13 protein-coding genes are annotated in these 13,511 nt (G+C 68.0%); 3 read left to right on the top strand and 10 right to left on the bottom strand.

What is annotated here, in order from left to right:
• Positions 1-12 precede the first annotated feature (12 nt).
• Positions 13-1,794: a gamma-glutamyltransferase family protein gene (locus FXN61_RS02700; RefSeq protein ID WP_312877507.1), complete on the top strand. Its 1,782-nt coding sequence runs from the start codon at positions 13-15 to the stop codon at positions 1,792-1,794.
• Here the strand turns inward: FXN61_RS02700 and FXN61_RS02695 are convergent.
• Entirely contained in the window at positions 1,791-2,018 is a 228-nt protein-coding gene (locus FXN61_RS02695) for a hypothetical protein (protein ID WP_167969853.1), read from the bottom strand. The genes FXN61_RS02700 and FXN61_RS02695 overlap by 4 nt on opposite strands.
• Before the next feature lie 86 nt (positions 2,019-2,104).
• A complete protein-coding gene (locus FXN61_RS02690; RefSeq protein WP_167969851.1) occupies positions 2,105-2,452 on the bottom strand; it encodes a hypothetical protein in 348 nt (115 codons plus the stop codon).
• 151 nt (positions 2,453-2,603) lie between these two features.
• Here FXN61_RS02690 and FXN61_RS02685 point away from each other — a divergent pair, with 151 nt between their 5' ends.
• Positions 2,604-2,702, top strand: a complete 99-nt coding sequence (locus FXN61_RS02685) for a DUF397 domain-containing protein (RefSeq protein WP_223165290.1) — start codon at positions 2,604-2,606, stop codon at positions 2,700-2,702.
• A gap of 5 nt (positions 2,703-2,707) precedes the next feature.
• Here FXN61_RS02685 and FXN61_RS02680 read toward each other — a convergent pair whose 3' ends face one another.
• The 7 genes from FXN61_RS02680 to FXN61_RS02650 all read right to left on the bottom strand — a co-directional run bounded on the left by FXN61_RS02680 (position 2,708) and on the right by FXN61_RS02650 (position 12,524).
• The gene (locus FXN61_RS02680; RefSeq protein WP_045313056.1) at positions 2,708-3,082 is read right to left on the bottom strand and encodes a hypothetical protein; all 375 of its coding nucleotides are present in this window, start codon (positions 3,080-3,082) and stop codon (positions 2,708-2,710) included.
• A 317-nt stretch (positions 3,083-3,399) separates the two neighbouring features.
• Positions 3,400-4,755: an acyltransferase family protein gene (locus tag FXN61_RS02675; RefSeq protein WP_446684928.1), complete on the bottom strand. Its 1,356-nt coding sequence runs from the start codon at positions 4,753-4,755 to the stop codon at positions 3,400-3,402.
• Between the two features lie 163 nt (positions 4,756-4,918).
• The gene (locus tag FXN61_RS02670) at positions 4,919-6,028 is read right to left on the bottom strand and encodes an acyltransferase family protein (RefSeq protein ID WP_167969849.1); all 1,110 of its coding nucleotides are present in this window, start codon (positions 6,026-6,028) and stop codon (positions 4,919-4,921) included.
• Positions 6,025-7,005 (bottom strand): hypothetical protein, encoded by a 981-nt coding sequence (locus FXN61_RS02665; protein WP_167969847.1) that lies wholly within the window; start codon positions 7,003-7,005, stop codon positions 6,025-6,027. The genes FXN61_RS02670 and FXN61_RS02665 overlap by 4 nt, the downstream gene beginning before the upstream one ends.
• Positions 6,998-7,621, bottom strand: a complete 624-nt coding sequence (locus FXN61_RS02660) for a hypothetical protein (protein WP_167969845.1) — start codon at positions 7,619-7,621, stop codon at positions 6,998-7,000. Before FXN61_RS02660 ends, FXN61_RS02665 begins: the two co-directional genes overlap by 8 nt.
• 69 nt (positions 7,622-7,690) lie before the next feature.
• The gene (locus FXN61_RS02655) at positions 7,691-11,407 is read right to left on the bottom strand and encodes an FkbM family methyltransferase (RefSeq protein WP_167969843.1); all 3,717 of its coding nucleotides are present in this window, start codon (positions 11,405-11,407) and stop codon (positions 7,691-7,693) included.
• Positions 11,400-12,524, bottom strand: a complete 1,125-nt coding sequence (locus FXN61_RS02650) for an SHOCT domain-containing protein (protein WP_167969841.1) — start codon at positions 12,522-12,524, stop codon at positions 11,400-11,402. The genes FXN61_RS02655 and FXN61_RS02650 overlap by 8 nt, the downstream gene beginning before the upstream one ends.
• 282 nt (positions 12,525-12,806) lie before the next feature.
• On the opposite strand from FXN61_RS02650, the gene FXN61_RS02645 reads away from it, so the two are divergent.
• Positions 12,807-13,007, top strand: coding sequence for a hypothetical protein (locus tag FXN61_RS02645; RefSeq protein ID WP_167969839.1), 201 nt, complete (start codon positions 12,807-12,809; stop codon positions 13,005-13,007).
• 130 nt (positions 13,008-13,137) lie between these two features.
• Here FXN61_RS02645 and FXN61_RS02640 read toward each other — a convergent pair whose 3' ends face one another.
• Positions 13,138-13,494, bottom strand: a complete 357-nt coding sequence (locus FXN61_RS02640) for a septal ring lytic transglycosylase RlpA family protein (protein ID WP_167969837.1) — start codon at positions 13,492-13,494, stop codon at positions 13,138-13,140.
• Positions 13,495-13,511 lie beyond the last annotated feature (17 nt).

Here is a 13,511-nt window from a genome sequence, read left to right as displayed (position 1 = left end):
TACCTTTATGGGGTGTTCACCACTCGCCCCGAACTCGTCGGCACCTTCGGCATGGTCGGTTCGACCCACTGGCTCGCGTCGTCGGCGGCCATGGCTGTGCTGGAGGACGGCGGCAACGCCTTCGACGCCGCTGTCGCAGCTGGTTTCGTTCTTCAGGTCGTGGAACCGCACCTCAACGGCCCCGGCGGTGAGGTCCCGATCATCTTCGCGGCGGCCGGTTCGGCCCCGCGCGTGCTCTGCGGCCAGGGCGTGGCACCTGCCGGTGCATCGATCGAGCACTACACCTCGCTGGGCCTCGACCTGGTGCCGGGCAGCGGCCTGCTGGCCGCGACCGTGCCGGGTGCGTGGGACGGCTGGCTCACGCTTCTGCGCGACCACGGCACCAAGTCGTTGCGCGACGTGCTGGACCGCGCGATCGGCTACGCCCGCGACGGCTTCCCGCTGCTGTCCAAGGCGGTCGACACCATCTCGCTCGTCTCCGACCTGTTCCGCGACCACTGGACCACGTCGGCGGCGCAGTGGATGCCGGGTGGCGTGTTGCCCAAGCCCGGTGGTCTGTTCCGCAATCCGAAGCTCGCCGACACCTGGGAGTGGCTGCTGGCCGCCGCCGAGGCCGCGGGCTCCGATCGTGAAGCGCAGATCGAGGCAGCGCGCCGGGCTTGGTCGCAGGGGTTCGTCGCCGCGCAGATCGACGAGTTCTGCCGTTCCGAGTTCCGCGACGACACGGGCCGTGATCACGCGGGCGTGCTGACCGGTGCCGACATGGCGTCCTGGGAGGCGTCGTACGAGGACGCGCTGGTCGTGGACTTCGACGAGTGGTCGCTCGTCAAGGCGGGCGCGTGGACGCAGGGACCCGTTCTGGCGCAACAGCTCCGTTTGCTGGAGGGCTACGACCTGTCCTATGTGGACGGCAAGCCCACCGGGGAGACCGTGCATCTCGCGATCGAGGCGGCCAAGCTCGCGTTCGCCGACCGCGAGGCCTGGTACGGCGACGTTCCCGACGTGCCTTTGGAAACGTTGCTGTCGCGCTCTTACGCTTCCGAACGCCGTGCGTTGATCACCGACTCGGCTTCGTTCGAGCTGCGACCGGGTTCGCCCGACGGCCGGGAACCGTTGCTGCCCAAGCACATCATCGGCGGCCCCTCGGTGCTGGTCTCCGACCCGACCGGCGCGATCGGCGAACCGACAGTGGCTCGTTCCGGCGTGACGCGCGGCGACACCGTGCACGTGGACGTCGTGGACCGCTGGGGCAACATGGTCTCCGCGACCCCGTCCGGCGGCTGGCTGCAGTCCTCGCCGACGATCCCGTCGCTCGGCTTCTGCCTCGGCAGCCGCGCCCAGATGTTCTGGCTGGACCAGGGTTTGCCGAACTCACTGGCCCCCGGCAAGCGCCCCCGGATCACGTTGTCGCCGTCGATGGCGTTGCGCGATGGTCTGCCGGCTTTGGCGTTCGGCACGCCCGGCGGCGACCAGCAGGACCAGTGGCAGCTCGGCTTCTGGCTGGCGCACAGGGCTGGCCTGAACCTGCAGGAGGCGATCGACTCGCCGATGTGGCACTCGAACGCGTTCCCGAGCTCGTTCTACCCGCGCGCCTGGACCCCTGGCGAACTGGTCATCGAGTCCCGCGCCGGCGCGGACGTCCTGGCTGCGTTGCGTGCGCGTGGCCACCAGGTCGTGGACGCCGGCGAGTGGACCCTTGGCCGCATGTCGGCCGTGGCAAGGGATTCCTCGGACGGACTCCTGCGCGCCGGTGCGAATCCACGCGGCGCGCAGGGTTATGCCGTCGGTCGTTAGTCGCCGATGACCTGAGTGCCGTCGTGGACCATTTCCACGTTGGCGCCACCGAAGTTGTGCAGCGTGCTGATGCCGGCGCTCTCGCCGAGTTCGCTGACCTTGCTGATCGGATCGACGTCCGGCAGCTGCGGCGCAGGCAGCGGCGCTGCCTGCGCGGTGCCCGCCAGTGCGGCGATCGCACCGGCGGCAATACCAGCGGACGCGACGATCTTCTTGATGCTCAAGGCGTTTCGCTTCGTAAAAGTGGAACGGCGCCCGATTCGAGGGGGAGGGAATCGGGCGCCGCCCCGGCCAGGAAGTACTGGTCGGATCAGATGTCGAGGTGCGCGAAGCCGTTCCACGGGCCCTGCGGCTCGTTGAGCCCGAGCAGCGTGGAGGCCGGAACGCCGTTGCCACCCGCGTCGACGTTCTCCACGAGCGCGGTGACGTCGGCGTCTTCCGCGTTGATGGCCTGGATCTTGCCGGCCACGTCCGAGGTGTCGACCTTCGCGAGGTTGCCGACGGACGCGACGTCGCCGAGCTGGCCGCCGATGTCCGGCTGCGTGTGAGCAGTGGCGCTGGCGTGGTCGTCAGCGTGTGCGATACCACCCAGGCCGAGCATGACGGTAGCGCTGCCGAGGGCAACAGCGGCCCCCGTGACGGTCTTCCTGAGGTTCATGGGCGCGAACGTTGCGTGTTCAGACCCTCTACATCAAGCTGTGTAACTCAGGCGAGGGAAGTTCTTCATCCTTTGGAGGGACGCCACTCGATTCCGAGCGTGCAAACCCGGATGTCCTTCCGGAGTTGCTCTGAACGGCCCACAGGCGCGCGTGCGCGACTCCAAGAACAAGACAGGCCCTGTCGTCGCCGCGCCCGAATGGGCAGCGTTCATCGGCGCCATCAAGCGCGGCGACTTTGAAAAGGTCTGACCGGACTAGGCGATCGCGCCCGGTGGAAGCTTCAACTTAAATGGCAGCGTTGTGACGACAGCCAGATCGGAAGCCGTCGCCTTCATCAACGTGGGAGCGTTGCGGGCGCCGGGCTCAGGCAGGTCCAGCAGCCTGTCCACGGCCTCGCAGAGCGGCCCCTCGTAGATCCACACGGCCTGGGCCGGTCGAGCCGAGTCGCGGACCGCGGGCAAACGCCCTGCTCGCGCCTCTGTCTCCGACCAGAACAGGATCGAGTCGATGAATCCTCTGCGCTGCTTGAACGCCATGATGCGGTCGAGCTGCCCGGCGTCGTCCCTCAGGTGGAGGAACTGAAAACCGCTCTCGCGCAGCTCGATGACCTTGCTCAGTGCGTGGTCCATGGCGCACCTACCCCTGTGAGGCCCCCATCGGGTGACCGTTCAGTCATACGACCCAAAAGGATCGTACGGTAAGTCAACGTAAGTCCGTAAGCCGTAGTCCGAACGAGTATCTCAATTGGTGGACGCTTGTGGCTTAGGGTAATCACTGGCGTCCTTGCTGGGGGAAACGGCCAGGAGGGCCATTACGGTTCGCGTCAGAAACGCCAAACCGCCCAATGTGACTAATGTCACGCTGATCCACATGTGTCGCCTCCGAGTGGTGACCTACACAAGTACTAGACGTGTAGCACTCGCCCGGGGTTGCAGGCGGGAGCGACTCACCTCGTCGGCCGGTTTTGCCTGGCCTTCTGTTCCTTCTGCGCCTGGTCCGCCAGCAGTCGCGCCACGGAGACGGCTCCGTTGGCGTTGGCCTCGAGGCGGCGGCGCCTCGGTCTCTCGTCCGGATCGCTGGCGGGATAGCTCGGCACGCGCGGCAGGACCTGGGTGTGGTCGTCCTCGGTCGGCTGGGAGGCAGGTGTCCGTGGCCCTGCCCGCAGGCGCGGGATCTCGATGGTGACCTCTGCCGTCACGATTGCGCGCGAGTCGGCGACCCTCTCGGCCGACTCGGTGGCCGACTCGCTGGCGGGCTCTTCGGCTGCGGGCCGCAGTTTCGGCTTGGACAGCTTGCGGGCGAGCTTGTGGCTCGGTTTCTCCACGAACCGGTAGCTCAGTTCCACTGCCCCGAAGGTGATGGCCACGGCGATCACGACGGCCGGCAGCAGCGGCACCGCCGGGCGCAGCAGGTCCAGCATCGCGAACGCGACCAGGCCGTGCAGCAGGTAGATCGAGTAGCTCCGCTCGGACAGCGCGATCCAGAACTTCCGCTCGCGCAGCCGCGGCTCGGCGAAGAGACCCAGCAGGAAGCATAGGACGGCGATGGCCAGCGCCAGGCTGTACGAGTTGTCGACGCGGCCGAGCTTGAGCGCGTCGCCCAGCACGTACAACGACCAGGCGCCCGCCGTGTAGAGGCCGCCCAGCCACAGCGGGATCCGCTTGGTCGTGGTCGCCCAGATGATCTGGCCGATGATCGGGATCGGCAGGTACGAGACGTTGACCGCGAACAGCGACCAGGACTTGCCGAACTGGGCGCGGCTCATGAGCACGACGAACACGAACGTCAGCTCGATGGCCAGCGCCAGCCACACCCAGCGGCGCAGCACCGGGATCAGCAGGATCAGCAGGACGTAGAAGATGACCTCGACGATCAGCGTCCACGCCACGCCGACCAGCACGACCTGAGGGAAGATCAGGTAGTTCACCAGCACGGAGTTGGTGAACAGCGTCCACGCGCTGATCGTCTGGGACTGGCCGGTCGCGAGCAGGCCGCCGCCCACGGTGATCAGCAGCGCCGTCAGCAGCACCGTGAAGATCATCGGGGGATAGACGCGGGACAGCCGGTTCAGGCCGAAGCGCACCTGGCCGTGACGCAGTGCGATCGGAGTGACCACGAAGCCGCTGACCAGGAAGAAGAACGGGACGGCGACCTCGCCGATGCCCTGCAGCGACATGTGGAACGGATCGCTCGACACCGCGTTGAGCGTGTCGAAGAACGCCGATTTCTCGTCCCGCTTGCCGACCCACTGTGCCGCGATGTGGCTGTAGAAGACGAGCAGTGCGCCCACCGCGCGGCCGATGTCGATGAATGCGACCCGCGTCTTCTCCGACCGTGCGCTGGCCGTGCCGGCGGGTTCGCGCGCTGGTGAATCCAGCGGGACCGACCCCCTTCGCCATCGTGCGGTCCCGAAATGGCGTTACGGCAAGGAGAGTAACGGACGAATACCGACGGTGGCAGGCCAACTACGAAGAACGCTGTTTCTCCCAGCGGCGAATGCGCTGGTGCACTGCCATCTCGACGTAGCGGTGCAGCACCTCGGTGACGGCGGCGGTGAACACCAGTGCCACGAGCAGCGCCGGGATGTTCCCGATCTTCGGCGCGAGGGCGGCGAGCGTCGGGTAGATGACGACCGGGTGGATCAGGTAGATCGCGTAGGTCCGCGCCGACCAGGCCTTCACAAAGGCCGACTTCGTGATCGGGCCGCTCATGTACATGACGACCAGGATCAGCAGGATCGCGAGGAATGCGGTGCGGACCATGCCGCCGCCCGCGTAGGCGTAGCCGCCGAGCTTGTCCGCCCAGACGAACAGGCCGAAATGGGCCGCGCCGATGGCCGAGCCGGTGCCGACGCTCACCTTGCCCGAGCGCACCAGGGTGATCAGCTGGCCGATGAAGATCAGCGTGATGAACGTGGCGATCACGCCGATGCGGTGCACGGGCTCCGGCTGCGGGCCGCTGGCGAGCGACAGACCGACGCACACGAGCGCTGCTGCCGCGGCTGACGGCAGCCACGGCCTCCGTCGCAACAGCGGCATCGTGGCCGCGACGTACGAGTAGAAGGTGATCTGCAGCAGTAGCGTCCAGGTGACGCCGACCAGGATCACGGTCGGCGTGGTGAAGAAACCGGTCAGGGTGACCCCGGCGAGAACGTCGAGGAAGCTCAGCGAGGTCTGCTTCGTCTCCGCCCGGAACACGCCGAGGTTGATCAGCATTGCGGTGATGAAGAGGACGACCACCAGCAGCGGGATGATGCGCCCGAACCGGCGCAGCAGAAACTGCCCCGGTCGTTCCCGGTCCGCGACGTGGGTGACGACCATGCCGCTGATGACCATGAAGATCGTGACGTCGGTGAACGACAGGTGCGGGTTCAGGTGCAGCGGGTCGGCCACGACGGTCCGCACCACACCGTTGAGCGAGAATTCGCGCTGGTTGACGGCGAACCAGTTCGCGGTGTGCACGTACACGCCGGCCGTGGACGCGATCACCCGCAGGATGTCGAGTCCGTGCATGTACCCGCCGCCGTTGCCGCGTGGCCGGGCCTGCGTCGTGGTCGTGCTCGTGAGTGTGTTCATGTCGACTTCCCGAACCAGCGGTGCAGCAGCTCGGCCCCAAGGCCCCAGACGAGCAACGAGACGACGTACGAGATCGGCAGGGACAGCAGGTCCAGCAGTCCCACCAGCGGGTAGGCGAGCACCCCGCACAGCACCACCAGGTAGTAGCTGCGGCTGACGAGCCACTCGACGGGCCTGGGGTGCTCTGCCCTGGCGTCGCCGCGGACCGCGAGGAGCATCAGCATCAGCGCGCTCACCGCCGCCACGGGGAACCACCAGTCGCGCGCCTCTCGGAAGAGGTGCTCGCACACCATCAGCAGGGCGAAGCAGAAGAGGGCGAGCGGGGCCGCCTCCCAGAACCTGGCGAGGCCCTTCCTGGACAGCCAGAGCAGCTCGCCGATGATCGGCAGCGTCACCAGAGCGGCGAGGATGCCCAGCTGCGGGACGTCCGCGATCCCGGCCACCGTGAGGGTGAAGGTCACGACGGCGAGCTGGGCGACCACCGCGACAGGCCACTGACGCGGCAGGAGTGGTGCGGTCAGGACGAGCAGTCCCGCGAACGCCAGGCCGACCAGCAGGCTGAAGAGCAACGGGTTGGCCTGGTAGTCGAAGGCGAGCGGGAGCGGGTCGGCGAACAGCGAGAAGAGGAGCCCGAGCACGGCCGCGATCGCTGCCGGGGGCAGGGCCTGCCAGGCCAGTCGCTTGGCGAACACCGCCCACGGGCTGGTCATCGCCCGTGCGGTCAACAGGTGGCCGACGGACATCAGCAGCAGCGCGATCGCCAGGAAACCGAAGTCCTCGCCGAGGCCGAGCGGCTTGTTGAACCACTCGCGGACGACCACGAGCCACTCAGGCGAGTAGCCGTGCCGGTTCAGCCAGAGCCCTCCGAGGAAGCTGTAGGCGATCAGGACGGTCGCGACTGCGACAGGCGCGTGCAGGCCTGCATGCCTGGCGGACACGGACGCGATCGGCTGCGTCGGTTCGGGCGGACTACTCATCGGCGGGCAGCGCTTCCAACTGGGCCGCCATGATCTCGGCGGTCTTGGCCACCACCCACCCATGGGTCTCGCCGCGCACCTCCAGCCGGACCACGACGTTCTCGTGGGAGTAGACCGACCTGATGAGCGAGCCGTCCTTGGCGAGGTAGACGTGCGGGGCGGAGAGCCGCAGCCCGTAGCCCTCCTGGAGCGCCACGAGTTCAGCCGCGGCGGTCCGGGCAGCGTCAGCGTCGCGGACCTGGATGACCGCCAGGGTGGCCTTCCCCTCCTGGAAGATCGACACCGCCATGCGGGCTCCTGCCGCGCCGGCGGTCTCGTACGCACCCAGCTCTTCCTCGGTCAGGAAGTCGACGAGGCGCACGCCGCCGAAGGAGCGGACCGGCTCGTAGTTCTCGTGGACGCCGCCCATGTCCGCCATGGCGAGCGGATCTGCGGGCATGCGGCCTTCCTCGCCGACCGGACGGGCGTCCCGCGCGCCGCCGAGCTCCAGCTCGCTGCCCCAGGCGAGCCAGCTGCCGCCGGCGATCGAGAGGAGTACGGCCAAGATCACCAGGGTGCCGACCGCACGGCGCAGCTCACTGCGACGTGTGGTGGCGCCCTGGTTGATCCGGCTCACGTACTTCCCCCTGGTCCAGGCTCGCGTGGATGACCGCGAGTCCGGACGAATGGTACGAGAGCGCGCAGCTCAGAGGGGGCGAAGCCAGAGAGTTATGAACTTCGTCTCGGCGGAGTCGGCCATGGTGATCAGCTCTTCGTCCGAATGCTCGCCCGTCACCGGTCCGTTGTCGTCCACGGGAACGAGGTGATAGCCGAGCTTCCGGTACGTCACGAGCACCTCGGCCGCGTCGTCGCCGAGCTCGGCGATCGCACCGGGGCAGAACTCGCACACGACGTGCGGACGGTCGCGTTCGAGCACCTCGGACAGACCGGCGAGCGCCCGGTGGTCACGACCCTGAAGATCGACCTTCACGAGGCTGATGCGCTGGCCGTTGACCTCGGGACGGCCGTCGAGCCGCACCGCCGGCACCACGACACCGGTGGTGTCGTCGTCACCGGAGCTCTCGCGCACGCGGTGGTCGCCGCTGTTGAACTCCTCCTCCTGGACGAGCACGACCTCGGTGTCCGAGTCCCACGCGGCGATGGGCAGCACGGTGACCCGTTCCGCGACCTCCGCCGGCAGAACCACCGAGACGTTGCGCAGCAGGTAGTCGGCGTTCATCGGGTTGGCCTCGACCGCGACGGCGGCGATCGGCGTCGACGTGCGCTGCATCAGCCGCAGCGTGTGGTAGCCGACGTGCGCACCGATGTCGAGGAACGCGCCCTCGCCGATCAGCTCCGCCATGAGATCGGCTTCGCTGACCTCCCACGACCGGTGGTACGCCAGCCACGGCAGCACCACGTCGTCCTCGGGCACCAGCAGGGCGCCCGCGTCGCAGAGCACCACCTGGGCGCCGCGAGGCACCGGGGCGTGGTCGAGCCGCGCGGCGGTGTGCACGGCCGTGAGGTCGCGCTTCATCTGCTGCAACGTGCGCTCGTCCTGGTCGATCCGCACGTCGCGGTCGGCGAACATCTGGTGGTGGCGTTGTTCCGCGGCCTCGACCTGGTCGCGCACGCCGCTGATCGACTCGCGGACGTCGTTGAGGTCCTCGCCGACGCGTTCGCCGGCCTGCGCGATCTCCCGCAGTGCGGCGGTGAGGTCGGGCGCCCGCTCCAGCCGCTCGATGTTCTTGGCCACGTTCTTGGTGACCTCGTCGAGATTCTTGGTGACCTCGTCGAGCCGGGTGGCGAAGGTGTGTTCCATCGCTTCGATGCGGGCCAGCATCTGCGCGGAGGTGTCCTCGACGCCTTCGATGAGCGCGCCCATCACCTTGCGCTGGTGCACGTCGTAGTGGTCGATCACCCGCAGCACGGCCCGGCGCATCGCGGGCGCACCCGGCAACCGTGACGGCGCACCCGCCTCCGGCTGCCACAGCAGGGCCTGCTTCGAGTCCCGCAGCGGCTGCAGCGGATCGACGGTGGTCGCCTGCTCGGCCGTCGCGTACCGGTTGGCGCGCCAGCTGTCGTACGCGCTGGTCAGCTGCTCGCGCATCCATTCCGCGGCCGCGTCCATCGACCTCGTGCGCAGGACGTACTCCCGTGCGGCGAGTCCGCGCCGCCGAGCCTCGGCAGGGTTGTCGGCGATCTCTCGCATGGCGTGTGCCGCGGCGGCCAGGTCGGGGTCAGCCCACACCGCGTTCTCGTGGTACGGGAAGTTGCCCTTGCCGACCTCGGTGAGCTCGTACGGGATCGGCCAGCCGACGCGGGAGTCGAAGAACTCCGTCGTGCTGGAGTAGTCCGTGGAGATCACCGGCAGGGCGCGCGCCATCGCCTCGGCCACGGTGAGGCCGAAACCCTCACTGCGGTGCAACGAGATGTAGGCGGTGCTGTCGGCGTACAGGTCGTGCAGCTCCTGCACCGTCAGATAGCGCTCCAGCAGCTCGATCCGCGGGTCGTCGGCGGCCAGGACACGCAGGCGTTCCGCGCTCAGCGGGTGCAGCTTGCCGTTGATCGCCTTGATGACCAGCCGGACGTCGTCGCGGCCCTCGAACGCCTGCTGGAACGCGGTGACCGCGCCCCACGGGTTCTTGCGCTGACCGATGCTGTTGAAGTCGAACGCGAAGAGGAACTGCACGGGCCCGCCGACGGGTGCCGGTGCGGGCTCGCCGGGATCGCGCACCGGCACCGGGATCGTCTTGACCGTAACCGGCGAGTGCCTGGCGATCGCCTCGCGGCAGAAGTCGCTGACCGTCCACACCTCGTCGACGAGGGCGAAGGCCGAGTGCAGCCACTCGGGGAAGTCCTCGAGCTCCCACGCCCACAGACCGATGCGGTAGCGGTGGTGGCCGACGCCGGGGTGGTTGCCCAGCACTGCCTTCGTCTGGTCTGCGTTCACCGCGAGCAGGCTCACCGGGAACTTCGGCTCACCCATGGTGCCCTGGTGGTCGACGTTCGTGCGGTTGGAGACGAGTCGATCCTCCACAACGGACACGATCGGCACTCCGGCCAGTTCGATCGCGTCGTGCACGATCCGGCCCATCTCACCGAGCCCGAGCTCCGCGGTCAGGTAGCCGAGCATGTTGACGCCGAACTCGTCGACGGGCTCACGCACCGGCTTCGGGTCGACCGGCAGACCCCACTCGGGGAGCATGCCCTCGGTGACGCCCGACGTCCGGCACCAGGCGCGGAAGTCGTCCGCGTCCGCGCCCAGCACGTCCGGGAACGCGAGCTGCAGGTCGGTGCGCGCCTCGTAGACGGCCACCGTGATCCGGCTGAGCCCGGCGGCGGCCTGCCCCTGTGTGGCGGGAGAGGTCAGCCACCGGCGGAAGCCGAGGCCTTCGTCCGGTCCGAACGCGTGCGGCGGAATCTCGTTGTCGTGCTTGGAGATCCGCTCGTGCGGAACCTCTGCCTTGATCCACGCGTCGCGGAACATCCCGCGCATGGTCGGGCTGAGCTTCGAGCCGTCGGCCATCTTGTTGAAGCCGTACGGAATCGCGTCGAGCGTCTCGGCGTATCCGTTGGCCTGCAACGCGGTGCCGTAGTCGTCGCAGACCGCCTTGAGGTCCGGGTTCTCGGACAACAGGATCCGGGGCCGGCGCTGGCAGTGGTATGTCAGCAGCCACGGGTGCTCCGGCCGGTAACCGCTGAAGTGGAAGAACCGCAACGGGTGTCCGTCGGCGAAGTACTTCCCGTCCCGCTTCTGGATGGAGCGCTCGTGCAGGTTCCAGTAGGCGACGTTGAAGCCGGGATCGCGCAGCACGTGGTTCCGGAACAGCGCGGGCACCTGGTCGACCCAGCGCTGGTCGGTGAAGAGCTGCCGCTCCGGCGCGACGATCGCGTCGTGGCGCAGGCGCTCGGCCCAGAAGTCGAGGAACGGCTCGGAACCTGGGCCCGTGGCGACGAAGCCCAGGTTGAAGATCCCGGTTCCCATGATCACCGCTTCGCTGGGCTCCTTGCCGTCGCGCGGCAGCGGCTCCAGGAAGTGCGGGGTGAGCACGATGCCGTGCTCCACCGCGAGCTCGGCGAGCTCCGGCATCGGCGCGAACACCTTGATGTCCGGGTCGATGTACATGACCACGTCGGACTGTTCGCGCTGGCGGCGCAACAGGTACGGCTTCACCGCGGTCGCGAGCTCGGTCACCGAGTAGGCGGTGGCCATGCGCAGGTAGTCGAGTTCGCCGATGCCTGCCGCGTCAGGTCCGACGACGCGGACGCCGTCCTCGTCGGCGACGCTGCCCCACGGGGCGTCGATGACGAGGATGACGAACCGGTGGCCTTCGTGGTGCTCGAGATAGGAACGGGCAAGAACTCGGGCGGCCGGCAGGTAGTTCTTCGCGACCACCGTGCAGGCGGTGACTCTAGGCATCAGCAGGCATCGCCTTGATCTGGATCTCGGCCGCGGCCTTGAAGTGCTGCATGGCCTCGGCCAGCGTCGCGGCCGTGACGTCGATGCGCACCACGTACTTCGTGCTCGAGTAGTGGCCGCGGATGCGGGCCGGCTGCCCGTCCTTGGCATCGACCTGGGTGACGTAGGTCTTGGCGGGCACGTCCGAGGTCACCTCGGTCATGCCGTTCGTCGTCTGGACGTCCTTGAGCTCGAGCGCGCAGTTGTTCGCTGCCGCGTTCTCGGACGCCGTGACGATCATGATCGTGGTGCTGACACCCTTGGCGGGCGTGGCCAGGCTGAGCTTGGACTTGGCGCCACCGGCGGTCTTGTACGCGTTGACCTCGCCGGGCGTGAGGTACGGCGGCTTGAGGCCCTCGATCTGCGCGAAGGTCGTGATGTCCTTGCGCTCCTGCGGGTTGCCCGCGACCTTGCCGACCTGCAACGGGTCCTGCGGTGCGCTCGAGGTGGCGCTGGTCGGGGCGCTCGAGGTCTGGCCGCCCCCGTTGGGGTCGCTGCCGCCGCGGCCCCACAGCCAGTAGGCGCCGAAGCCGAGGCCGGCGAGCAGGACCACGGCCAAAACGATGCCGATGACCTTGCCCTTGCCGCCGCCGCTGGACTCGTCGAAGACCTCGGGTCCGTGGCTCCAGCCTGGTGACGGCTGATTGATCGCGTCGAAGTCACCGCCGACCCACGGCGGCGGTGCGACCTGCTGTTGCTGCTGCTGGCCCCAACCGCCGGGGCCGTGCGGCGGCGCGACCGGCGAGACGAACTGGGTCCGCTCCGCGTCGTTCGAGCGCTGCTGCGTGTTCACCACCTGCGTGGCGTCCGGGTTGTGGTTCTGCTGCGGCTGCGGCTGCTGCTGTTGCTGCGGCATCTGGTTCGGAACCACCTGCGTGGCGTCCGAGTTCTGTCCGCTCGGCGGCTTCGCCTCCCACTTGAACGGGGGAGCGAACGGAGCCTGCTGAGGACTCTGGGCGGGCGCACCACCCGCAGAGCCGGAGAGAATCTCGTCCCGGCGACGACGATAGTCGTCAGCCGAGATCCGACCAGAGGCGAGTTCGTTGTCGAGCTTCTGCAGCTCGTCTTGCCAGGTCACCCCTGGCACCCCCTTCCGCGCGAACATGAGACTCGGACATTGTGCCCGTGCCCCCGAAAGGGATCGTGCTGGCCTCTCAAGTCGTGACCTGGTTGTGGCGAGACCCACCGGTGCATTGGCTCACCGACCCGCACCTTTCAACAGGGTCTACGAGCGACGCGTCAGCAGAAGATGATGCCGCACGGCCTCGTGGTCGTGGTCGTCGTTGGAGGCCGCGGCCGCGTGGTCGTCGTGGTGGCGGGTGGTGGCGCCTGAGTTGTTGTCACGACAGGAGCGGTTGTCGTGGCGGTCGTCGTAGTCGTTGTCTTGGAAGAAGAAGACGGCGCGGACGACGAACTGGACGCCACTGTCTGTGATTGCGCCTCGGTCGGCGTGGGCATCAGCGAAGGGGTGTTGATCAGCGACACACGCGCCGGTTTGTCGTCCCCCGAACCTGTCGGATCGCCCGATGCGAACGATCCGACATGCGGCGCGAGCACGTAAAACGCGGCGACGACAGCGCCCAGTAGCGCCCCGGTTGCGAGCCGACCCGGCCCGCTCATCGCCGCCAACACCCGGATTGCCTATCTCGTTCACTCGATTGGGTCAAGCAAAACGGGAGTTTTCTACTGGATCAAACCCTGGTGACCGTCACGCCGACCACGCCCTGTGACAACGGCGCGATCGCCTTGAACGCCCTCGGGGTCAGGTCGATGCAGCGGCCGGTGATGAACGGGCCGCGGTCGTTGATCCGTACGGTCACGGTCTTGCCGTTGGAGCGGTTCTTCACCTTCACCTTGGTGCCGAACCGGAGGGTCTTGTGCGCGGCCGTCAGCTTGTTGGGGTCGAAGCGCTCGCCGCTGGCGGTCGTGCCGCCACCGGTGTAGTAGGAAGCCTTGCAGGTCTCGGCAGAAGCCACGGGGGAGAAGAACACAGCGGTGGCGGCGAGAGAGGCCAGCGTGAGGCCGGCAGCCGCGAGAGTCTTAGCCATGCTGCAAGGAACTCAGC

Source organism: Lentzea indica (genome assembly GCF_012184385.1).
In the GTDB taxonomy this organism is placed as follows: Bacteria; Actinomycetota; Actinomycetes; order Mycobacteriales; family Pseudonocardiaceae; genus Lentzea; species Lentzea indica.
This window is presented reverse-complemented; position numbering and strand designations above follow the sequence as displayed.